The sequence below is a fragment of the Neolewinella agarilytica genome (assembly GCF_900110645.1).
Taxonomy (GTDB): Bacteria; Bacteroidota; Bacteroidia; order Chitinophagales; family Saprospiraceae; genus Neolewinella; species Neolewinella agarilytica.
On record NZ_FOFB01000010.1, the window covers coordinates 52,180 to 75,094 of the forward strand.

Annotated in this window: 16 protein-coding genes; 9 read left to right on the forward strand and 7 right to left on the reverse strand. The window is 51.7% G+C overall.

Annotated elements, in window-relative coordinates; all coding sequences use genetic code 11:
- Positions 1-55: 55 nt before the first annotated feature.
- The 8 genes from BM123_RS10380 to BM123_RS10415 all read left to right on the forward strand — a co-directional run bounded on the left by BM123_RS10380 (position 56) and on the right by BM123_RS10415 (position 12,918).
- Positions 56-1,588 (forward strand): hypothetical protein, encoded by a 1,533-nt coding sequence (locus BM123_RS10380; RefSeq protein WP_090168019.1) that lies wholly within the window; start codon positions 56-58, stop codon positions 1,586-1,588.
- Between the two features lie 78 nt (positions 1,589-1,666).
- The gene (locus BM123_RS10385) at positions 1,667-3,328 is read left to right on the forward strand and encodes an ArnT family glycosyltransferase (protein ID WP_090168021.1); all 1,662 of its coding nucleotides are present in this window, start codon (positions 1,667-1,669) and stop codon (positions 3,326-3,328) included.
- Positions 3,329-3,454: 126 nt separating this feature from the next.
- A complete protein-coding gene (locus BM123_RS10390; protein ID WP_090168023.1) occupies positions 3,455-4,324 on the forward strand; it encodes a pirin family protein in 870 nt (289 codons plus the stop codon).
- 251 nt (positions 4,325-4,575) lie between these two features.
- The gene (locus BM123_RS10395; protein WP_090168025.1) at positions 4,576-5,505 is read left to right on the forward strand and encodes a calcium/sodium antiporter; all 930 of its coding nucleotides are present in this window, start codon (positions 4,576-4,578) and stop codon (positions 5,503-5,505) included.
- Between the two features lie 99 nt (positions 5,506-5,604).
- Positions 5,605-6,819 carry a glutamyl-tRNA reductase gene (hemA, locus tag BM123_RS10400; RefSeq protein ID WP_090168027.1) on the forward strand — a complete coding sequence of 405 codons (1,215 nt, stop codon included), beginning with the start codon at positions 5,605-5,607 and terminating at the stop codon, positions 6,817-6,819.
- A gap of 465 nt (positions 6,820-7,284) precedes the next feature.
- Entirely contained in the window at positions 7,285-8,997 is a 1,713-nt protein-coding gene (locus BM123_RS10405; RefSeq protein ID WP_090168030.1) for a M23 family metallopeptidase, read from the forward strand.
- 115 nt (positions 8,998-9,112) lie between these two features.
- Positions 9,113-11,974, forward strand: coding sequence for a TolB family protein (locus tag BM123_RS10410; RefSeq protein ID WP_090168032.1), 2,862 nt, complete (start codon positions 9,113-9,115; stop codon positions 11,972-11,974).
- A gap of 254 nt (positions 11,975-12,228) precedes the next feature.
- A complete protein-coding gene (locus tag BM123_RS10415) occupies positions 12,229-12,918 on the forward strand; it encodes a sulfotransferase family 2 domain-containing protein (RefSeq protein WP_090168035.1) in 690 nt (229 codons plus the stop codon).
- A 33-nt stretch (positions 12,919-12,951) separates the two neighbouring features.
- Here the strand turns inward: BM123_RS10415 and BM123_RS10420 are convergent, their stop codons facing one another.
- The 5 genes from BM123_RS10420 to BM123_RS10440 form a co-directional block, all read right to left on the reverse strand.
- A complete protein-coding gene (locus BM123_RS10420; RefSeq protein WP_090168037.1) occupies positions 12,952-13,788 on the reverse strand; it encodes an O-fucosyltransferase family protein in 837 nt (278 codons plus the stop codon).
- A gap of 7 nt (positions 13,789-13,795) precedes the next feature.
- Positions 13,796-14,623: an FkbM family methyltransferase gene (locus BM123_RS10425; protein ID WP_217642154.1), complete on the reverse strand. Its 828-nt coding sequence runs from the start codon at positions 14,621-14,623 to the stop codon at positions 13,796-13,798.
- A gap of 147 nt (positions 14,624-14,770) precedes the next feature.
- Positions 14,771-15,454 carry an FkbM family methyltransferase gene (locus tag BM123_RS10430; protein ID WP_090168038.1) on the reverse strand — a complete coding sequence of 228 codons (684 nt, stop codon included), beginning with the start codon at positions 15,452-15,454 and terminating at the stop codon, positions 14,771-14,773.
- A 194-nt stretch (positions 15,455-15,648) separates the two neighbouring features.
- The gene (locus tag BM123_RS10435) at positions 15,649-17,214 is read right to left on the reverse strand and encodes a glycosyltransferase family A protein (protein WP_090168040.1); all 1,566 of its coding nucleotides are present in this window, start codon (positions 17,212-17,214) and stop codon (positions 15,649-15,651) included.
- A gap of 3 nt (positions 17,215-17,217) precedes the next feature.
- The gene (locus BM123_RS10440) at positions 17,218-18,192 is read right to left on the reverse strand and encodes a sulfotransferase family 2 domain-containing protein (RefSeq protein ID WP_090168041.1); all 975 of its coding nucleotides are present in this window, start codon (positions 18,190-18,192) and stop codon (positions 17,218-17,220) included.
- 715 nt (positions 18,193-18,907) lie between these two features.
- On the opposite strand from BM123_RS10440, the gene BM123_RS10445 reads away from it, so the two are divergent.
- On the forward strand, positions 18,908-20,872 hold the full coding sequence (locus tag BM123_RS10445) for a vanadium-dependent haloperoxidase (RefSeq protein WP_090168043.1): 1,965 nt from the start codon (positions 18,908-18,910) through the stop codon (positions 20,870-20,872).
- A gap of 69 nt (positions 20,873-20,941) precedes the next feature.
- Here the strand turns inward: BM123_RS10445 and BM123_RS10450 are convergent, their stop codons facing one another.
- Entirely contained in the window at positions 20,942-21,682 is a 741-nt protein-coding gene (locus BM123_RS10450) for a LytR/AlgR family response regulator transcription factor (RefSeq protein ID WP_245748499.1), read from the reverse strand.
- Between the two features lie 26 nt (positions 21,683-21,708).
- Positions 21,709-22,881, reverse strand: a complete 1,173-nt coding sequence (locus tag BM123_RS10455) for a metallophosphoesterase (protein ID WP_090168045.1) — start codon at positions 22,879-22,881, stop codon at positions 21,709-21,711.
- Positions 22,882-22,915: the final 34 nt, after the last annotated feature.

Genomic DNA, 22,915 nt, shown 5'->3' on the forward strand with positions numbered 1-22,915 from the left:
CAGATCAGACACTCCGGACTTTTCCTTTCCCTTCCCGCTTACAACTTACGCTGCTATGCGAACCCTTTCCTTCATCATTGCTCTTACTCTGGCCACTTTCTCCCTGAATGCACAGACCGCTATTCACTTCGACCGGCCCTTCCACGTAGCCGGGGAGGTAGCCTGGTTTGCGGCTTACGCTCCTCAGCCTGCACCAAAGAAAATCAAGGCAACTGTTTTCGCTCCGGACGGCACCGCTGTCGATTACTTTTTTCTAAAGGAAGATGCTAACGGACAATTAAACGGATACTACCGCTGGCCCTTCGAAGTCGCTACCGGCTACTATCGTATTAACCTGCAGGCGTTCACAACGGATCGCCGGGTCATAGACCTGGGAACTTTCCGCCATGCCGTGTACAGTGATCAGCGAATGGAGCCTTCCGCTACGGCCACTGCCGGAAAGGGCAACAAACTCCCTGCAGCTAACGGACTAACGCTGCAGGCCAGCCCGGACGGTCTGCAAATCGGCGGATTAAACGGTGCGGCTTACAGCGTGAGTGTAGTTAATACCGACGTAAGCGGAGAAACCGGGGAAGCCTTTCTGCAGGGCACGGAAACACCACGCGGACCCTGGCTGGACACCCTTTTCTACAACGCCAACGTCAGCCTTCAGGACGGTTCTCCCGTAGTGACCAACCTGCTGCCCGTTTTCGATCCGGGCCGTTATGAATTTGGCTTTGCCAAAACGGGCCCCAACGGCAATTTCACGCTGCAGCTTGGTGCCTTCGAAGGAGAGAAAGACCTTCAGGTTCGTGCCCTTGACCCCGCAGATATTAAGCCCACTGTGGCCCTGCCAAAATTAGCCGCTATCGGGCAGGAGCCACCGCTCACCAAAGAAGTTGCTGCCTACGTAGACCTGAGTCGTCGACGCCGGAAGATCTACCAGCTTTTTGCGACCGTAGAGACTGAGATAGAAGCCAAGATCACTGCGGAAGAGCGTAGAAAACTTTCCCCTAATCGTGATTTTGACGTTCAGGATTACAAAGCCTTCCCGGATATGTACACCTTCTTCAAAGAGGTTGGTGGTGAGCTGCGGGTAAAGGTAAAAAAGGGTAACTACAGCGGCAGACTCTACAATGCGCCCAACCAGCGCTTCTTTCTGGACAGCCCACTATACATCGTTGATGGAAAGCTGACCCAGAACGAAAATTACATCAATACGATGAGTCCGGCAGAGGTGAGTTATCTGGCCTACTATTACGTTGGATCGGAGCTCCGTAAGTACTTCCCGGCACTGGGCAACAACGGAGTAATCCAGATTGAAACCCTGCGGGAGCCCACTAAATTCCCGGAGGAAGATGCCGATGACATCTTCGCCGTCAAGGGGCTACAGCCTAAAGCAAGTTTTCAGGTTCGGGATGCGGCAGACAGCGACGTGCCTGCACTTTCTCCACTGCTGCTTTGGAAGACGGGCAAAGGAGAAAGTAGCGCCAGTATTTCCCTTCCGGCTACGGATGACTTTGGCAGCTACCGGGTCCTCGTCATTGCCCGGGCAGCGGACGGTAGTCTGCGCTCTGTGAGCAAAAGCTTTACGGTAGAGGTGAAGTAGTAATGTAGTCGATAGTTTTGTAGTAATGTAGCGCTACATTACTACAAAACTACACCGCTACCTACTACCTTCGCCCCCGTGCGCCGCAACCTGTTCCTTCTAAGCCTGATCCTACTGCCCGCCGCCCTGCTGATCAACCTGGGCGTCATGGTTTTCATCGACGATGAGGCGATCCGCTCGCTCGTCGCCCAGGAGATGCTGTGGAGCGGGCAGTACGTCTCCCCCTCCATGCACGGCGATGCTTACCTGAATAAGCCGCCGCTTTGGAACTGGATCCTGGCCCTCAGTTTCACCCTTTTCGGCAGCGCCAGTGAATTAGCCGCCCGGGTACCAACGGTAATTGGCTTGTTGGGCTTTGCGGCAACGACCTACTTTTTCAGCCGTAAACACTTCTCCCGCTACCTGGCCGGCCTCCACGCTCTGACGGTGATCACCTGCGGGCGAATGCTGTTCTGGGATTCCATGCTGGCCCTGATTGACGTCACCTTCAGTTGGGTCGTTTACGCACAGATTATGCTGCTGTATGAACACGGGCGAAAAGGAGAATGGTGGAAAGCTTTTGCCTGGAGTTACGCGCTGACGGCCGTGGGTTTTATGCTCAAGGGTTTACCCGCCATCGTTTTTCAGGGCATTACGGTACTGGCCATTCTTGGCTGGACGCGTAGCTGGAAACAATTTTTCCGCCCCGCTCACCTGCTCAGTGGACTGGGCTGTGTAGCCCTGCTGGCCCTGTATTACTGGCAATACAGCGAATACGTAGACCTGGCTAAAGTAGCCCAGCGACTCTTTGTGGAAAGCGGAAAAAGAACAGCAGTTGCCCACGGATTTTGGGAATCTGTGCAGCACATTATTGCTTTCCCTTTCGAGATGAGCTATCACTTTCTGCCGTGGACGCTACTTCTCCTTTATTTGCTACAGCCCGGAAGTTGGCAGCGTTTGAAAACCAATGATTTCGCTGCGTTTTCCCTGCTTGCTTTCCTGGTTAATCTGCCGATATACTGGCTGTCGCCTAATGTGTACCCCCGGTATTTACTCATGCTTTTCCCATTGCTCTTTGGCAGTTTATTGCACCTGCATCTGTGCCACAAAAAAGCGCGAACGCGGAGTTACCTGGGGCTGCGGTACCTGCTGTTGGGGCTGATGACGGTTTGCACCCTGATTATCCCCTTTGCGCCGCTATTTCCGGAAACCGCCATCGTGGAGTGGGCCTGGGCCAAGAGCCTGGTGTTGGGCGCGGCCGCAGGTGCTGTGTGTGTTCTGGCGTGGCGCAGTGAACGTAACCTGCTACTACTGTTTGCGCTCCTGCTGTTGATTCTTCGCATCGGCTTTAACTTTTTCGTCCTGCCGCCCCGGGCGGCAGGAGACGAGCGCGGCATCGCCGTGCGGGAAACGGCCTATGAGGTGGTGACCGGACACGAACAAGACTCCCTGGCCATCTTCGGCTTCACCCTGATTGAGCCCGCCACGGGCTACTATCTGACGGAAGCCCGGGGCCACGTCATCCCCCGAAAGTGGGAAGGTTTTGACCGAACCACCCGCTACATCGTATCCTCTTTGCAGTACCCCGAGATAAAGATGACCGAGACGGACAGCCTCTACCTCCGCCATCTCTCCCGTGCCTCCTGGAAGGGGGACGTCTACTACCCCGTCGGCCTGCTCGTTAATCCGCCCAAAGCCTGGATTCACAGCGGAGAGAAACTACTGGACGGAATGGGGTCGGGGATGCCGGTGGAAGAATGACCGGTTCTGGTGGAGACGCTACGCGACGAGCCTACGGCTGAAGCCGTGGCTACTGTACCGCCGGCTGAAGCCGGCGTCTCAACCAAAGGCATGAGCCATTGTTAATCATGTACATACATTAAAGCTATGCAATTTCGCTCCCTTGCCCACATCCTTCCCGCCGAGCCGATGCAGATGGGCCCCATCACGATCCATCAGCCGCTGCCTACGCAGCGGGTTGACCAGATCGACCCCTTCCTGCTGCTTCATCACTTCGGCCCCTGGGAGGTAGAGCCCGGCCATGATCCCCTTGATCTGGGTCCCCATCCTCACCGGGGTTTTGAGCCCGTCACCTTCCTTTTTCAGGGTGGCCTGCGTCACCGCGACAGCCGCAACAACACCGGCATTCTGACCGGTGGTGATGTGCAATGGATGACCGCCGGCCGGGGGATCATCCACAGCGAGCGCGGCAGCAAAGATTTCCTCGCCAGTGGCGGCGTGCTGGAAGGCATTCAACTATGGGTAAACCTGGCGCCGGAGCATAAAATGGTGCAACCCCGCTATCAGGACATGAAAGCTGATTCTTTCCCCTTGATCGATCTCCCCGGAGGAGCGAAGCTAAAGGTAGTAGCCGGACAGTTTGCTGGTCAGCAGGGTCCGGCCCAGACCTACAGCCCCATCATCGCCTGGCTGCTGGACTTGCCCGCAGGAGCCACCGTGGAGCTGCCCGTACCGGAAGACTACAACTTCGCCGCCTATATGCTGGACGGCAAACTCAGCCTGCCCTCCGGCTTTGGCTATGAAGGCCGAAACCTGCTCCACTACAAAAAAGACGGAGCGGGAATTTCCCTTAGCGGACAAGCCCCTCTCACCCGTCTGCTTCTCCTCGGCGGTATTCCCCTCGGCGCGCCCGTGAAGCAACATGGCCCCTTCGTGATGAATACCCAAACGGAAATCATGGAAGCGATGCGGGATTACCAGATGGGGAAGATGGGCTTTTATATTGAAGAGGGGTAAGGTAGCCTGGTGGCCTTGTAGTCTGGCAGGCTACCGCACGTGGGAGGCGAGGCCGGGGCGGGAAGATCACTCAACTCGCCGATCAAGAATATATTCCTCCCCGTTATTTTCTGGCAACTACCCCCGCTCTTTGTCCACGCGTTACCGCCCAGAATGTGCGGTAGCCTATCAGACGATCAGTCTGCAAGACTATGGGAAATTTTGGCTTCAGCCAAAATCTCCCATATCCATCTATCTTTGCCGCCTAGATTATGGATTTACTTTTACAAATTGGCCTCTTCGTTGTCAGTATCGTCGCGCTCTTATGGGCCAGTGATCGCTTTGTGGAGTCTGCCGAACGCATTGGCCTTTCGCTGGGCATCTCCCCCTTCATCATCGGAGTAACCATTGTTGCCTTCGGCACTTCCCTGCCCGAGCTGGCCACCAGCATCGTGGCTGTGATGAACGGGACACCGGAGATCGTGATCGGCAACGTAGTAGGTTCCAACATCACGAATATTGCCCTGGTACTGGGCCTCACGGCAGTAGTCGTTAAGAACATTGACCTGGAGTATAACCTCTGGCACATCGACATCCCCTTCCTTTGGGGCTCCGCCTTTCTGCTATATTTCTCCGTTTTTGACGGCAATCTGTCTATCTACGAAGCACTGCTCTTTCTGGTTGGCATCTGCATTTTCCTGGGGTACAGCCTCAAGGGGCAAGAACGACCCGATAAAGCTGACCGGCCCTCCGCGAGCTGGAAAGACTATGTATTGCTCTTCGTTGGCGGCGCGATCGTCAGCTTATCCGCCACCGGCGTCATTGAGGCAATTACCAACATCAGTGCGATGCTCAATATTGCACCAACGGTGATTGCGCTCTCCGCCGTAGCGATTGGTACCAGCCTGCCGGAAGTAGCCGTCAGCCTGGCCGCCGCCCGCAAAGGGAAAGCCAGTATTGCCGTTGGTAATGCCATCGGCTCCAACGTTTTCAATACCTTCATCGTGATGTCCATCCCCCGCTTCTTCGGTAAGCTGGAGATCCCTCAGGACATCATTACTATCTACCTCCCGCTCATGATCGCCATGACAATTCTGCTCGGCGTTATGAGTAACAACCGCAAGATCACCCGCTGGGAAGGACTCGTATTACTGCTGTTCTACCTCTGGTATTTCGGGGCAATCATTGAAACGGCGGCCTAATCAATTCTATTTAGAACAATTCTAAGCGTCTTTATACCTCCCCATGACAGAAACAGACGGGTACTGAATTTACCTTTGCAGTAGTTCTGTTATATCTCTATGCTCCAGCACGTCCACCTTCTAACGCTTACACACCGTCACGCCAAACTCAAGGAGATTGGAGAGATTGTCGCTGCATTTGAGTCAGAGGACAAGTTACAGGAGCGACTAACCGCCCTGCGGCAAAGCCAAAAGGTAGATGAGCTTTTTTACCTCTCTACCTGTAACCGGATTATTCTCTTCTTCACGACTGACCGTGAAGTCAATGATGCCTTCCGTAAAGGCCTAGTAGAAAATGCTACGACTGACGCCATCGGAGAGATGCAGTACCTCCAGGGCCTGAAGGCCATTTACCACCTCTTCGAAGTAGCTTCCTCCATCGATTCTCTCGTTGTTGGGGAACGTCAGATCCTCGGGCAGTTTCGCGATGCCTACGCCCGCTGCCGGGAGTGGGACCTGATCGGTGACGACCTCCGCATCATCTGTGATCGCGTAGTGCTGGCCGCCAAAGATGTGTATAACAATACCCGAATCGGCGAAAAATCTGTTTCCATCGTCTCTCTGGCAATGCAGCAGCTCCGCCGCCTGAAGCCCAAAACTGACGCCCGCATATTGATGATCGGCGCAGGACAAACGAACGTACTGGTCTCTAAATTCCTCCGCAAGGAAGGCTGTGAAAGACTCACCGTGGTGAACCGTACAGCCGCCCGGGCTCAATCACTGGCAGCCTCTTTCCCGCAGGGCAAGGGTATTGCCCTGAGCGAACTGGAAAATTACGAGGAAGGCTTTGACATCATCGTCGCCTGTACCGGCTCCGCTGAAGCCATCGTCACCCCCGAGCTATTCCACTGGCTGCTGGCCGGTGATGCCCCCGACAACAAGATCGTCATCGATCTCGGTGTTCCGGCAGATGTTGCCGAAAGCACGACCTCTCACTACCCCTTCCACTACGTCGGCATCGAACAACTCCGCGCCCTCGCCGAAGAGAATATGAGCTTCCGCCGTGAAGAGATCAAACGCGCCCACGGTGAGCTGCACCAGCACCTGAAGGTGATGGAAAACAGCTACCGCCAGCGCCTGCTCGAACGCGCTATGGCCGGCCTGCCCGCCGAGATCAAAGCCGTGAAGCACGCCGCCGTCAACAATGTCTTCGCTAAGGAACTAGACAAGCTCGACCCCGAAGCACAAGACCTCCTGATGCGCATGATGACCTACATGGAGAAGCGCTGTATCGGAATTCCGATGAAGGCGGCGCGGGAGGCGGTGTTGGGATAGGCTGCTGCGCAGCAGGTTCCAACCACAGATTTCACGGATTTTCACAGATTCAGAGCACAGATTAGAGTGAAGCCACAGGCTTCGCCCCACTTTCATATAGTCCGTAAGGACTTCATACCACAGGCTGCAGCTTTCGCCGTAAGCAAGGTTGCCCAACGTGTACGTATAACCAAATGAACGAATAATGCCCCTCCACTCCCTGCGGTCGGTCGGTGTTCACTCGGGGACCAGTACCTTGGGTGGAGGCCGTCAACTAAGATCAATGGTGCCCGAGCAAAGCCCGACCCCATGGAGGGCGAAGCCGAGGGGTATTTTAGGCTGTTTGTGCAACTTGCTATTTACCCCCCAACGTAATGGTAAGCCTGACCCGCAAATAAAAAGCTAATTTCACCGCCAGGCACTACCCTTAAAATGCGGTAGCCCAAAAGACCAAAGAACCAAAAGACCAATCCCTCTCCCTCCAAAATGCGGCAGCCTACAAGACGACAAGACTACAAGATCACCTTACTCTTCCTTCTTCTCCTAACCCTTCCCCTCTCCGCCCAGGACCTTGACTACCGCGCGCCCCTCAACGGTCCGCTGCTCGTCACCGGCACCTTCGGGGAGCTGCGCAGCGACCATTTTCATGCAGGCCTCGACTTTCGGGCCAGTACCAATACACCGGTTTATAACGTAGCAGAAGGCTATGTGAGCAGGATTGTGGTCAGCCCCGGCGGCTACGGACAGGCGGTGTACGTGGACCACCCGGACGGGCACCGGAGCGTATACGCTCACCTGGAGACGCTGCGGCCGGAGCTACTGGACACCGTGCGGGCACGGCAGTTTGCGGAGGAGAAATTCCGGCAGGACCTGCGTTTTGACTCAACGGCCTTCCCGCTGCAGCAAGGCGAGCAGATCGGCGGCGTAGGGAACCGGGGCCACAGCTTCGGGTCGCACCTCCACTTCGAGATGCGGGACGCGAAGACGGATGCGGCGCTTAATCCGCTCGACTTTGGTTTCTCGATACCGGACACCCGCGCGCCGCAAATCCGAAACCTACGGGTATATGAGCTGGACAACCACGGCTTGGAAACCCACATTCAGACCTTCAAAATAGCCGAAAGCCGGGGAAAATACCGGGCGCCGGACACCATCGTCGTCGGCTCGCCCCGCATCGGGCTGGCGCTCAAGGCCTACGACCGGCAAAACGCCATGCCGAACTGGAACGGCATTTATGGCGGCGAACTCTACGCCGACACGACCCGGATTTTTGACTTCCGCTTTGGGCGCATCCCCTTTGAAGAGACGGAATACCTCAACGCCCTGACCGACTATGAAGAATGGAATAAAAACACCTCCTGGTATCATCGTTTTTGGGCGCTGACGCAGGATGCCATGTTCCTTGAAACAGCCATGGACAAGACCTACGATGGCAGCCTGAGGCTGCTCCCCAACCGCCCGCTCCCCGTGCGAATGCTCGTCAACGATCAGGCTGGTAATGTTTCCGGGATCACCTTCGCGCTGGTCTACCGCCCGCAGGAGCGGGCGCCACAGCCCCGCCCCCACCAGTATTTCCTCCCCGCCGGAGAGCGCAGCATCATCGACAACGGTGCCATGCGCCTGGAGCTGGACGCCGACGCCCTCTACCGCGACCTGTTTTTCCGCTACGCCCAGCTGCCCGACGCTTCGGCGGGCCACCTAAGTCACACCCACCAGCTACACGATCCGCTGACGCCCCTGCACGGTCACGGTAAACTCAGCATCCGCCCCGACCAGCACATCGCCGATTCCCTCCGCGACCACGTCTTCCTCGGCAAATGCCAGCCCGACGGACAGTGGAGCGGCAACGGTGGCAACTGGACCGACGACGGACGTTTCCGCGCCAACGTCTACTCCTTCGGCGACTACGCCCTCTTCCTGGACACCATCCCCCCGCAGGTAGCCATCAATTACTTCGCTACGGATCTGCGCCGGGGCGCAGGCTTCAGCCTCCTCATTACGGATAACGTACAGGGCGCCCTGCAATACCGGGGCACCATCAACGGAGAATGGGTACTCCTGGAATACGACATTAAAAACGATAAGCTCACCTACAACTTCAAAGACGGAGACCCGGGGCCGGGCCAGCACCGCTTCGCCATTGAGGTAACGGACCGGCAGGGAAATAGTACTGTTTGGGAGCGAAGCTTCCGGCGTTAAGCCCGGTCACTAGGCGCTCCCGCTCCTGGTAAACACTTTTCCTGCACCCGGAGTGTGCAGGTACCCGGGATTATCCGCATATTGGGCAGCGAGCTAAACCTACCGGCAACGAACTATGCGCTACCTCCCCCTGCTGATATTACTTCTTCTTTGCACCTGCGTCCGCGCCCAAATCGGGTTGCACCCACCGGCGGTGGACTGGCAAAAAATCGAGACGACGGAGGGACGGGTGCTATTCCCCAAGGGTTACGAAGCCCGCGCCAAGCGCGTCGCCACACTCATCGAGTTGCTCAACGAGAAGCACACCCGCAGCATCGGGGAGCAGCAATTTGACGTAGACATCGTGCTGCAGACGCCCAATATGACCATCAACGGATTCGTGGGGCTGGCGCCCTTCCGTTCCGGTTTTTTCGCGACGCCGCCACAGTCGTTCAGTCTGCTGAGCACGGCGGACTGGATGGACCTGCTGACGATTCACGAGTTCCGCCACGTGCAGCAAAACAGCAATGAGCGGCGTGGACTGACCAAGCTGGTCAGCTACCTGCAGGGGCAATTCGGCTGGGCCGTGCTCTCCGGCATTGCCGTACCGAACTGGTTTGCGGAAGGTGACGCGACGATCTACGAAACGGCCATGAGCCCCGGCGGCCGCGGCCGGACCCCGGCCTTTTCTGGCACCCTCCGCAGCCTGCTGGCTGAGGATATCATCTATAAATATCCCGTAGCGAGAAACAACAGTTTCCGCCGGATCGTACCCGACCACTACCGTTACGGTTACGGAATGCTGGCCTACGCCCGCGAGCGCTACGGCAACGACGTTTGGCGAAAGGTGCTCCACCAGGGCGCAGCCCAGGGCGGCCTGCTTTACTCCTTCAGCCGGGCGCTGAAGAAAGAAACCGGGCTGAGTACGCCGGAGCTGTATGCCACCACGATGGCCGACCTGAAGGCGGCCCAGGACAGCCTCACCGCCGCCCGCGCGCCCTTCATCGAAGGTCAGCCCATCGGTGCCACCCGTAAAGACATCGTCAATTATCGTTTTCCGGCAATGGACGGCGAGGGCCGGCTAATGGCCTTGCGCAGCGGCTTCAAAGTATTGCCGCAGCTGGTGGAGATTGACCCGGCGGGCGGGCCGGACCGCGTGGTCACCAATGTGGGCATCCAACGGGAGCCCTACGTGGACGTACGCGGCAAGTTCGCCGTCTGGATGGAACGGCGGCAGCACCCCCGCTACACGAACCTGCAGTTCAGCGACATCATCCTGTACGAGCTGGGCAGTGGTCGGAAGCGGCAGTTAACGGAGAAGGGCAAGTACGTCTCTCCTTCCCTGAGTTTTGATGGCCGGCAAATTGTATCGGTCTACCACGACCCGCTGGCCGGCCCCCCGGAGATCGTGATCCTGAACACCGTTAGCGGCGAAGTAGAGAGTCGCTTCCGCCGTAACGCCACCTCGGTTAGCTTCCCGCGCTTCTCGCCGGACGGCAAGACGGTCTACTTCTTCGACCAGCAATACAGCGGCATCGCCATAATGGCGCTGGACCTGGCCTCGGGGCAAACCACAACCCTCAAAGAACGGTCGCCGGAAGCGATTGATCTGCTGCGGGTAGCCCCGGGCGGCACGCTGGTCTACGCCAGCGGCCGGGACGGCGTGGATAACATCTACCAGCTGGAGCCGGCCAGCGGCGACATTGTCCAGCTGACGAACGTCGCCGTAGGAGCTACCATGCCCTTACTGACTAAAGACGGTTATCTTATCTACAGCACCCCGACACCGAAGGGGCTGCGACTTCAGCGGTTGGCATTTGGCGGAGACAAAAACCTGAACGGCGTATATGGCGGTTTGTACGCGGGTATTCCGGGCGGGCTGCTGCCCGCCGGCCCCAGCTATTACGAGCGGGCAGCGGGCTTCGTGGAGGAGGCCGTGGACCTCTCCAGTACGGTGGAAGCTAAAGAGTACCCGGTGAGCGATTTCTCCGACAACCTGGGGGGTATTAAGCTACACAGCTGGTCGTACAACGGCAGTTACGTGAGTCCGGGGGCGATCATCGCGGCCACGAACGCGCTGAACACCATCGCCATTGACGTAGACGGGCAGTACAACCTGAACGAGAAGCGGTCGGCCGCCAGCGCCTCGGTGAATTACGGGGGACTGTTCCCCGTATTGCGTGCAGCCGTGGAGCTGCGGGACCGCAACTACTCCACCTTCCGGGCGGGCGTAGACACGGTTTTTAACCGGGTCAATCTGAACCAGCTGACGGTTAGTGGTGGCCTCCGCGTTCCCCTGACCTGGGTGAGCGGCAACTTCCAGACCAACCTGACGCCCGCCGCAGAATACACCTACTATGCGCTGAGCAACAACGAAGGCGGAGAGCTGCCGGACAACTTCGGCGGGCTGGGCTTTCAGTTGACTTTTTCCAGCTTTCAGCGGCTGGCTTATCAGCAGGTGCAGTCGCGGCTGGGTGCCTCCCTCTTCCTGCGCTACGATCAGGGCTTTGGAGAGGAGGACCTGGGAGATCGGTTTCTGCTGCGCTCGGCCATCAACCTTCCGGGGCTGTTCGCTACGCACGGCCTGAAGCTGGACTTCGACTACCAGCGGGAGCCCATCCGCAACGCTTATCAGTTTCCGGATGCCTTCCGGTATGCACGGGGCTACGTTGCGCCGGCCGCTGACCGGGTCTATCGCCTGGGGGTGAATTATCAACTACCGATTCTGTACCCTGATTTCGGTATCGCCGGCGTCACCTATTTCCAGCGGGTGCGGCTCAATGCTTTTTACGATTACCACAACTATAGTCTGGAGGGAACAAGTATCCAGAATATTTCGGCCAGCTCCGTCGGCGGGCAATTCCTATTCGATAACGTCTGGCTAAACGCGCAGGACATAACGGTGGGCTTTGAGTTGGCTTACCGGCTGGACCAGGATTTGTTCTCCGGAGAAGCGAATGATCTGCGATTCCGGTTTTTGGTGAGCGGAGGGTTTTAGGGGCGACGGCGCGCAGGGTGCGGGGTTTGGGTTGCGGGGGGGCAAGGGGCCTTAAATATTCAGTAGGTTGCTTATACACATTTTCCAGGCTGAATAAATCACAGACACCGGTACTCATCAGGCTCTTATTGAAAAAAACAGAAAATATACCGAGCTGTTTCAGGGAGACCGTTGCCAGCACGTGGCTACTCATAGGCTCCATTCGTAAACCTAAGTTGAAAGTCCTTACATAAAATCCTCCAAAGAACATTGACATGATTATCTCCCATGAGCACAAGTTCATTTACTTTAAAAATCGAAAAACAGCTGGAACTTCAATTGAAATTTCTTTGAGCAAAATTTGCGGGGAGGAAGACATTATTACACCACTACCTCCTGCTGACGAAAAAATACGACACAATCTGGGCTTTCGATGTGCTCAGAACTATAAAAAGCCCAGGGATAAGTGGAGTCGGCGAGAACGCTGGATACATTTCAGAAAGGGCAAAGAACCGAGAGGGTTTTACAACCATATCTCCTGTGAAGAAGTTAGCCAAATAATTGACCAGGCAACCTGGGATTCTTATTTTAAATTCACAACAGAACGCAACCCTTTTGACAAAGTAGTTTCCTTCTACTACTGGAGAAAAGCTGACGAAAAGTATGAACGAATTTCTGATTGGATTTCAGATGGCGGCCTCGCACAAATGCGATCCTATGATCTGTACGCAATTGGGAAATTGCCAGCAGTAGATACTATTTACCGGTATGAGTCTTTTGACTTTTTCGAAAAAGATCTTACTGAAAAGCTACAACTGGACGAACCATTCAAAATGATAAAGTATAAAGCTAAAAGTAATTCAAGAAAAGTCAGAAACTATAAAGATGTGCTGGATGAAAAAGCCATTGAGTTAATAAAAATTGCTTTCGCAAGAGAGATCAGCTTACTTGGATATACACTCTAGGCAAATTTCATCACGGCCTTATTGTCAGTCACATTAATGCTGCCCATTAATTTTCGACTGCTTCACATAAGTTAGCTCGGCTCCATTTATCTCGCTAGCCGTGCGAGAGTAGGAACTTCCAAAGGAACCAAGGATTTTTGACGTTTTAGAGAGAGCGTACAATTCAGTAACTCCTCTATACATTCCTGTTAGCGTCGTTCTATCACCAGGATCATAGCTAGTACATATAACATCACCGTATTTCTTCACCAGGTGTCTTTTGGTATCAGAACAGTCTGACGCCAGGTAAAAATTAGCCCGAGCATCTCTTTCCATTTCTTCTTCTATTCTTCTTTCAAAAAGTTCCAACGGGCTTTTTTCTATAGCTACTTCGTGGTCCGTTCTTCTGATATGTATACCGATTGTAGAACTATTAAAGGCTCGGCTCTCCTGTTCTATCATTTGCTCTACAATTGGCAATGGCTTGAAAATGCTATACTTTTTCTCCGGCGAAAAAAATCGCGAGAAAGAAAAAAAGACGAGCCGTTGATATTCATCGTACAGCTCTTTAAAATCACCGCCTCTGTTTTTAAAATCTTTAATCTCAAATCGATCGAATATTTTTCCGGCCCATGGCATTTTCTGCAAGACATTAGGTAAAAACAGGTTGCGTACCCTCCCTTTCCTGAACCTGAATGGCAAGTTATCTAACTCGTACACCCTCAGGTTTTTTAGTGGCTCAAAAACATCATGGAACCGGCAGTTGATTAAATTTTCATCTTTAATCCAATATATTTTTAGTGGCAAATCGTAGGCCTCGCAGAATGAAACTGCCGAATCAATAGCTCTCATTTTATTGCAAAGGCCTCCAGTTGGAATTAATTCTAGCATAGTTATTCTATGATTCGTTTTCAGTTCTATACCAGTCGCCTGGTAACGGGTAATGCCCCCTGGCAGCATTATCAAAATCATAAGGGTGAGGAAACTCTGTTTGATAGCCTTTTATCTCAGCGACGTCTTTCCGGAGAAAGGTAAACTCCATGACCTTTGGGATATCTACTCCAAAAAGAGAATAAACAGACCCTTTGGGGCCCTTGAAATTATTTGGGTGGAGGTGAACGCAAACGTGAGTTTGCAGAATTTTGTCAAAGACCGTCTCTGCCACATCAAAGAAGCCTCGATTCCAGAGATTCTTCAATCGATGAAACTCGATAACCATAATTTTAAATCGACCCATCAATTCATCAGAAGCGTTCATAAGCGCGGGGTATTCCCCTCCTTCGATATCCATTTGCAGTAACAACTCTGTATCGTTGGACAAGTCAGACGATTCAAACCAGTTATCTAAAGTCATAAAGGTTTCGTTGTTAGTACAGCCAATGTACTTTTTTTCGAAACTATACCTGTTTTTGTCAACTTTCCAGTTTGGCTCATCTACAGATTTGTCGGCCATAAATATTTTCATACCTCGTTCCAGGCAATCAAACTCGAATAAACTTACCCGAGCTACTCCGGGAGAAAAGCACGCGGTAATATCCTCTAAACAATCAGGCACCAAATATCCTCCATCCCCTTTTGCTCCTAATCGGGTTAGCTGAAATTGGGTTCGCTGTGGATGTAGTTTCTGAATCAGATCCACCACTCTTTGCTTTTCAATGGTTTGCTGTAGAACAAACCCCCTTTTTTCCAATCGCGGCAGGATTACCTCAACTATAAATTTTTGCATAAGTTTTTTTTACACCATAATTTCAGATAGTATTCAACAATGAAGAATCGACGCAAATCAGGTCTAAAGGCTCACAAGATTTCACGGAAATTCTATCCTTTTCAAGCTTCGGAAAGCGTATTACATATCGAATACGGGTTACTTATTTCAGGAATTCGCTAAATAAATTATGTTGAAATACCTTCCTCCATTCTTCGTGGGCCGCCCGAATGGTTTCCTGAAGTATTCCTTGAAACCGTTTTTACGCATAAAGTCGTTCATACCCTGAATTTGACATGCTCCTTGATACGCATCAAAGTCTGCAACTTCGGTCTTGATAAATTTAAAGCGCTTCAATAAAGGTAGGCTACCTGCCAACACTAACAGTTCTGACCCTTGAGTGTCCATTACCAAGGCCTGATATTTTCCAGGATCAATTTTCTCCCGCTTTAACAACGAGGACAAAGTAATACTCCTCAAGGAAATTGTTTCGGTGAATTTCACATGTGGCCAGATTTCTTCATGTTCTTTGAACTGATAAATTGATGAGGATGCACCATTGTTGTTTGCGACATGAAATTCATACTCTCGGTGATCAACATCTGTAATAAGCGCTTGTACTGACACTTGCTTTTTATAAGCTTTGGTGTTTTCTATTAATTGGTCAAATACGGCAGGAATGGGCTCTATCCATAGCACATTCAGGTCATGCTCAGCATATCGACCTGCCTCCTGGCCTTTATTAGCCCCGACATGGATAACACCCGTAACACTCTCTAAAAGCTTCTTTTCTTTATACCTGGCCACAACTGCTTTAGGTTTTCGAATTATTTTCAACCATCGTTTCTTCATACTTATTTATTTACCTAACGACATAATGAAATGTAAAGAGCGTGTTTAGACTTTCCTGATCCGTAAATGGTGAGCATATTTTTTATGGGCGAGGCGAAAGTACAGGAGAAACCAACAAATCGGCTAGCGTTTCCAGTGGAGTCAGAGGCAAAACCTTCCGCCAATGAGTGAAGAGGGGGAAATTAAAACTCGTTCTAATAGCGCTTTCTAATCGCAGGTATCCACTTGACCAGAATTACAACTACTCTTGAGATAGCCCATCCAGTTTGCCAAAAAAAACTGGACTTTAAGTTGTCAGGGCGCGGAAATTTCACAAGCTTAAGAGATAGCAACCTGTCTTTAATCATATTTTCTCCGTCTGGTGGCATCACAGATTTTATCTGCTTAGAAATACTCTTTTCCTTTATCTGACGCCGGAATTTTTGCCAAGATAAAATCATGTCAACATTCTCTTTTTCTAACGGAACGACTTCAATCTGCACTACATTTTTTTCGTCTATTAGAGTTGAAAGTGACAAATCGATATTTAGGCATTGCATTCTTAAGAAATCTAATCCCCACTGCTGTCGAAGTCTTTCCCGCACCGGGGTTCCCAAAGCGGTATCAGGGGCGGTGGTTAAAGAATTTTCCCGTTTGATGCGGATATACAAGAATTCATCTACGTTCTTAATATTAAGAAAAAAGAAGGATTTTAAGTAAAACTGAGTATCCGAACTGTGTCTTCTTATCGTTGACAACCCTCCAACTTTGAGATAAGCAGATTTTTTTATCGCTGTAGTCGGAAATAGGATACCATACCGGTTCTCCCTCTTTCTTGTTTCTATTACATCCAGGGGGTAACGAATCGCTTCTAGTTGTTGGCTTATTTTATTGACCCGTAATTCATGACTACCCACTACATCTAATTGTTCGTCTTTTAATTTAGCAGTCAACACGGCTATTCGATCGATAGTAGAGCAGTCATCCGAATCGTGAAAGGTAATTATTTCCTCTTCCGTGGAACGCGCCAGCACATCTCTTGACGGATATGGACCGACCCCTTCCGGCAGGTTCACAAAAAAGTTTGCTTCTTTGTAGTCCTTGATTAAAGAAAAATGCTGCGTTGCAACTTCCTCATCAAAACATACAGAAACCTTTTTAGGCGATAATCTTTGCTTTTCTAAATACCATAGCGCCGTCCTTAGGTCATTTAAATTTCCACGATGAGGCATAACTACCTCTGTACCCTCTGACACAGTATTTTTTAATGGAAAACACGGGTTTGGGTGGGCTATTTGGTGAACCGCAATTTGTTCGACAGCACACTCTTTGGAAATAGCCTTTAACACCAAATGATAAGCTAAACCAGTTGAAATTACGTCTCTACAGGAATTAGCAAATTCACTAGGTGACATCAAAAAACATTCTTCAGCAGAAACATCACCGGGTTTAAAGGCCACATCAGGACTACGATATTCTAATAGAACAAGTAAATGTGACACCTCAAGATCAATTTTTTGCTCTATTAAGTAGCATTCGTCTTGAAAACAATTCGCATCCTTACTCCTAACTAATCCAATAGAGTATATACTGTTTCGCTCAAAAAAATGAGTGATTCTCTGGGCGTCACGCTGACTATGAAAAGAATTTAATGAACTTATGACATCGGATTCAGACACTTCCTTTCCGATAAGCAGGATTGAATAATCACAAAATGCTTGATCAAAAAAAGCAACCCGATTGGCCGGGAAAGAGGTAATTGTACGATTTGACTGATTCATCTTCTAATGAGTATTCTTTCTTAAAAAAAAGGAGATCACCTTCCTTAACGGATAAGCGGCTTTCCAAACAAAAGACGCCTTGATGGCATGCAATTCCCTCTGGTTATTTTGCAACTTGACGATATCTTTTTCCATTTTTTTTATTTCCTTGGTTTGAGCCAGTTTTTTTAACTTCACTTGTTGGAGAAGCTCTTGATTCTTTTCTTTTATGAGGGTAATCATCATAGGATGATTCAGCATTTCATCCTTCCAGCTTTCTGAAACCTTTCCAAAAGGAAAATCTTTATTTTCTACCCCAAATTTGTACTGAAAAAATTCAACATCTGCCTGGTACCGAACCGCTACCTTTTCAACCAAGTCTGGCGTATAAAAGGTCTCGTATCTAAAATTTGCACTCTTGTTAAGTTGAGGAAGTGATGTAAATGGAATCCCGGTTTTCTCTTTGATTTCCTTTATGTGAAAGGCTAAATTTTCCATATTACACAGGTAGTTCATTGGAAACGTACCATCATCATAAAGTGCCAAATAAATTTGGGAACAGAAATGAAAATCTGCTTTAGAGTCGGGAATCGAACAGACTACCTCAACAAATTCCTCAAATGGCATTCCTATGTACAAGTCAGGGCTACTATCCAAAATGTAATCTTCACCAGTTTTACTACTGGATTCGATTTTACTCTTGTAGCAAGAGACTAATCTTTCCCACGGGTTTCTTAGAATGATAAACTTTAGATACTTTCGATAAGTTGAGAGTAATTCACTCTGCATTGCAGCTGGAAAGTTATAGCTGTAGTGAACATCTTTTGGAAAATCCTTCGTCTTGCTCAAGCCTAACACCTCAACAAATTGAGCCTTCATTGTCGAGTTCGCATTCTTTTGTGTATTGAAGTAAATAACTTTGTACTCTTCTGCCAGGATATTTGAATTTTTCTGGTAATTCAATTTATAATGATGGGGCAAGCTAAAAGACGGTATCATGTTATTTTTTTGTTGTAGTGAATCAAGAGTAATGACTTGTCATGACTTAAGCATTCAAAACTTTCAGTGTTCTAATACGAATAAGGTCAAACCCAACCATATGTTTCTTGACTTCTTACAATGACTACCTGCTAAGTAAAGCGCGAAGCCTTAGCGCACAAATTTTGCGAAAATTCTCCATATTTTCCGCATTGCAAATTCAATTGCCCTGTCTTTCTTATCACTAGCGTAAAAATCAATCAGCCTATCTTATAGCGCTGAAGAAAGCGCCTGAGCTTTTCAGCAAGTCATAAAGATATCTACGTGAGTTATGACTACAATAGTCCAGGCTACCACAAAGAGACCTACCTGGATATATTCTTAGACAAGAACAACTGCTACTTCAAGTCCAGAGTTAAACGGATCTAATTCCGAAGAAGTGATCGAGGCGCAATTTCAGCATTATCCAGGCGGCTGGAGATCGTGTCCGAAGATTTAGCGGTGATTGTTGAGCGGTTTTTGGAAAAATCCACTATAAAGTAACATAAAAAAGGTCAAACTCTCTTCAAGAGGAAGTCCTCATTCAACAGTCGGCACGGCTACACCAAAGGCGGGATAACAAAAGTTATAAGCGGATGTCCATCGGATGCCCTGAATTTTGTAGTATACCTGAACAACGCATTTATCACCCATAACCCTCAGGTAGTACTCTTTATTCATCTCAACCGACATCCCAATGACTTACAGAAGACACAATTCTCACACCGTTCGCAGCCAGGCTACCCAGATGGCCCGGGATCGCGTTCATCCGCCCCAACTGGAGAACAGCGACGAACAACGTTTCCGCCATTGCGCGGCGACGACGGCCACCCATGGCCTTGACAAAGAAGGCTTACCGAGCTACCTCGCCTCCTTCACTAAGGGGCTCCCGCACCATCCGGATACCGGATTGATCGACAATCCCGACCACTATCAACTCTTCGTTCGCGCCATTGACAGTGGTGATTTCCGGGATTTTCGGGATACACCCCTCGGCCACGACGGCAACTGCAATGGTTCCACCACCACGCCACCGGCGTGGCTTTCAGCCAAAGCCCAGGGCATTCCTGACCTGAACGTCCGGGCCTGGGAAAGCCAGAGCGCTGGCCTGGCCTTCGATCTGCAGGGCCCCGATGCGCAGGCGCTGACCATGCCTCCGGCACCTTCCGTGGGCAGTGATGAATTGACGGCAGAAATGGCGGAAATTTATGCTCAGGCTCTCCTTCGGGACGTACCCTTCCGCCATTTCTCCGCAGGGGTGATGGGGCTTGGCGTAACGAAGGACAAAGACGACATCTCCGCCACCAACTTCCTCGATATCGTTGAAGGGAAAAAGCCGAAAGTGGAAGAGATCAAGACGCTGACCGACGAAATGGCGGACTTACCCTGGTTCGCCGGCACCGGAGCCGTGACCGACCCGCAGGTTGCTGCCCGGCGCAGGACTGCTCCAACTCCGGCGACGGCCTTCCGTGGCATCACCCGCGGAGACGACGTTGGCCCTTACCTCTCTCAGTTTTTGCTGGCCGGTGATGCCGGCTTCGACGGAGAGCGGACGCCCGCAGACGGACGCATCAGCTACGGCGCCATTGACATTGACCAGCGCATCCGGGTAGCGGAGCCCGGCAAGGATTACATGACCAGTTGGGAAGAATACCTTGACGTGCAAAATGCCGCAGACCTGCGAGGCCAGGAAGCCTACCAGGCGGCGCCTGCCCGCCGGTTCATCTACACCCCGCGCGACCTGGCCACCTACGTGCATTACGATGCACTATATGAGGCCTACCTGAACGCCTGCCTGTTGCTCCTGGGCAACGGGACACCTTTCGATCCCGGCATCCCGTTTCAGACGGCAGACAACATCGACCACCAGCAGGGCTTTGCGCACTTTGGCGGACCTCACATTTTATCCCTGGTGACAGAAGTTGCCACGCGGGCACTGAAGGCCGTCCGGTTTCAGAAGTATAACGTCCACCGTCGCTGCCGCCCGGAAGTTATGGCCGCTCGTATCCACAAAGTGGATGTGCTGCGGGACCAGGCACCGGAACTGATGAAAATGGCCGCTGACCTTAGCAATATCCTCGATGAGGTGAAGACTCACAACGCTGTCCAGAACGGGAGTAAGCCGCCAGCGGAACAAGCTGACAGTCACTTGCTGCCCATGGCTTTCTGCGAAGGCTCCCCGATGCACCCGGCCTACGGGGCGGGTCATGCAACCGTAGCGGGGGCCTGCGTAACGATTTTGAAAGCGTTTTTCGACCACTGCGCGCCACTATCCCTGATTGACCCCAGTGATCCGGCCGCCAGCGAAGCCCAACAGATTATGGGTCTGGCGGAGGTTTTGCCCTTTCCGGGTTACCAGCTAAAATCGGCCAACCTGGCTTTTGTACCAACCAATAATGGTCAGAAACTCGACGTGATCCCGGTGCTCAACAAAGACTGTAAGCTGGCCCAGTTAACGGTGGAGGGAGAGCTGAATAAACTGGCGTCCAACATCGCCATCGGCCGGAACTGGGCGGGAGTCCATTACTTCACCGACTACTACGAATCGCTGCTGATGGGAGAAGCCATCGCCATCGCCATTCTGGAAGAACAGAAGCTGACCTTCGGAGAGAATTTTTCCATGACGCTGCCAAAATTCGACGGAAGCACGATCCGAATTTAATGGCATTCCCCTTTCCGCTTTGACGGATACGAGCGCAGTTACCCCAGGGTAGCTGCGCTTTTGTTTGCTTCAGCCTACGATCCACCGCTTTACCGCCTCCCGCTGCAATTTTCCGACGGGTAGAATTTTGCCACTCCGCATAGCGAGTTGGTTGCCTTCGAGGTAATCGACCAGGGCTTTATTGACAATGTAGCTTTTGTGAATCTTCTGAAAAGTCGGGGGTAATTCCGACTGGAAGCTGCTGAGGGTTCGGGCGGTGAGCAGGAAGTCTTCTTCGCTGGTCCATAGCTTGACGTAGTTGCCGTAGCTTTCGAGGTAGTGGAGGTCTTTGAAGTCGAGGCGGCGATATTGGCGATCGACTTTAACGAAGAGGTGGTCCGTTATTTCAGCAGAGGCTCCACTGCTTTTTCTACCTTCCTTTGCACCTGCGTCCGCGCCCTGCTCTAATTCCTGCCGGACTTTGTTGACCGCCCGCAAAAACCGGGAAAAGCGAAAGGGCTTGAGCAGATAGTCGCTCACCTGCAATTCGAAGCTCTCGAGGGCGTATTCACCGTAGGCTGAAGTGATGATGACTTTGGGCCGGCGGTCCAATGTTCGTAGAAAGTCCAGCCCCTTGAGCTTAGGCATATTGATGTCCAGAAAAATGAGATCAACGGCGTGCTCCGCCAGGAAGCCATAGGCCTCCGTAGCCCGGTGGCAGTGCCCGGCGACCTCGAGAAAATCGAGGTCCTGCGCGTAGGTTTCAATGACCTGATGGGCCAGTGGTTCGTCGTCAATAACGAGGGCAGAGATGTTTTTAATGGAGGGCAAATCGATGTTTTTATTCCATGCTAAATTTACTGCTTAAGGAGCTTTCGATCACCATCTTCCAGTAAGCGAAAGTAATCTTCCCCATCAATCAGCAAGGCTTCGGAACTTCCCTTAGGCCATCGTTTTTCATGATCGGAGGGATGTTTTACGTCAATAGCGATGACCTGACCGTTGAAATAAGTCCGGACTTTGGACTGTAAGGTATGGCCAACGACAACGTCCCTGGCCCCGAATTTTGCCAGTCCCCGGGCGACCTCCTCATCGGACAAATCTTCCTTGAAGTAGCCCCGATACCAGCAGGGTCCCCACCTGCCGGAAAGTAATGCCCGGTAATCCTCTTCATCAGCCTTGGGGAAATAAGCCCGGCGATAATTATCCCGTAAGACAGTATTCATGGTCTCCAGGTCAAGGTCCGTATCCGTCAGATCAGGAGAAATGCCTCCGTGAACAAACAGGTGGCCGTTGATGACTTCGATTGCGTTTTTACTTTGCATCCAGCGGCCGATGAGCGAATTGGGGCCACACAGTTCGTACTGTTGCCGGTCAAGAAAGGAAGCAACGCGAAAGTATTTGTGCGCTGCGCTACCGAAGTCGCCGTGCATATTCTTCAGCTCATGGTTACCGATGATGAAGTGTAAATGTCCACCGGAGTCCTTAGCCTGGCCATCGAGCCGATACATCAGCCATAGCAACTGGGTGACGTAGGCGCCACGATCAACGAAGTCGCCCACCAGCACCAGGTGCCCTTTTCCGAAGGTCCAGTTAAGATCCTGATCCACCACGCCATGGACAATGAGAAAATTGCGGAAGGCCCGGTAATTACCTTCAATGTCTGAGATTGCGAAGATGGGTTCGCCGTCGTTATAAGTGGCGGCTGGGGTAGCAAAATCCGTCTGAAGGGTCACTTCAAAGCTACTGGAATCGTAGGGGTAATAACAAGGCACAGTCGCCCCCGCTCCGCTGCTTTCCTGCTGCACCGAAAAGCCATCATCCCGGTTTCCCTGCACGTAGTGAACGGTAAGTGTTGAGTCGTTTTCGTAGAAAACGTAAGGGCCATCGTCATGCCAGTTGCCGGCGTTGTCCTGATCGCCATAATTCAGGGTCGCCCCAATGGAAAGCCCGAAGAGGATAAGAGCCGGAATGAGCACAAGAAGGGTCAGCCCCAGATGCTTGAGGTATTGGATAATTGTTCTTTTCATGGGGAGGCAGCAGATATTGGGGTGGAACACCAGG

Coding starts and splice junctions, on each gene's coding strand:
- BM123_RS10445 (WP_090168043.1), top strand. CDS start 18,908: ATGACTTACAGAAGACACAATTCTCACACCGTTCGCAGCCAGGCTACC.
- BM123_RS10395 (WP_090168025.1), top strand. CDS start 4,576: ATGGATTTACTTTTACAAATTGGCCTCTTCGTTGTCAGTATCGTCGCG.
- BM123_RS10410 (WP_090168032.1), top strand. CDS start 9,113: ATGCGCTACCTCCCCCTGCTGATATTACTTCTTCTTTGCACCTGCGTC.
- BM123_RS10430 (WP_090168038.1), bottom strand. CDS start 15,454: ATGAAGAAACGATGGTTGAAAATAATTCGAAAACCTAAAGCAGTTGTG.
- BM123_RS10405 (WP_090168030.1), top strand. CDS start 7,285: ATGCGGCAGCCTACAAGACGACAAGACTACAAGATCACCTTACTCTTC.
- BM123_RS10440 (WP_090168041.1), bottom strand. CDS start 18,192: ATGATACCGTCTTTTAGCTTGCCCCATCATTATAAATTGAATTACCAG.
- hemA (WP_090168027.1), top strand. CDS start 5,605: ATGCTCCAGCACGTCCACCTTCTAACGCTTACACACCGTCACGCCAAA.
- BM123_RS10380 (WP_090168019.1), top strand. CDS start 56: ATGCGAACCCTTTCCTTCATCATTGCTCTTACTCTGGCCACTTTCTCC.
- BM123_RS10455 (WP_090168045.1), bottom strand. CDS start 22,881: ATGAAAAGAACAATTATCCAATACCTCAAGCATCTGGGGCTGACCCTT.
- BM123_RS10435 (WP_090168040.1), bottom strand. CDS start 17,214: ATGAATCAGTCAAATCGTACAATTACCTCTTTCCCGGCCAATCGGGTT.
- BM123_RS10415 (WP_090168035.1), top strand. CDS start 12,229: ATGATTATCTCCCATGAGCACAAGTTCATTTACTTTAAAAATCGAAAA.
- BM123_RS10390 (WP_090168023.1), top strand. CDS start 3,455: ATGCAATTTCGCTCCCTTGCCCACATCCTTCCCGCCGAGCCGATGCAG.
- BM123_RS10425 (WP_217642154.1), bottom strand. CDS start 14,623: ATGCAAAAATTTATAGTTGAGGTAATCCTGCCGCGATTGGAAAAAAGG.
- BM123_RS10420 (WP_090168037.1), bottom strand. CDS start 13,788: ATGCTAGAATTAATTCCAACTGGAGGCCTTTGCAATAAAATGAGAGCT.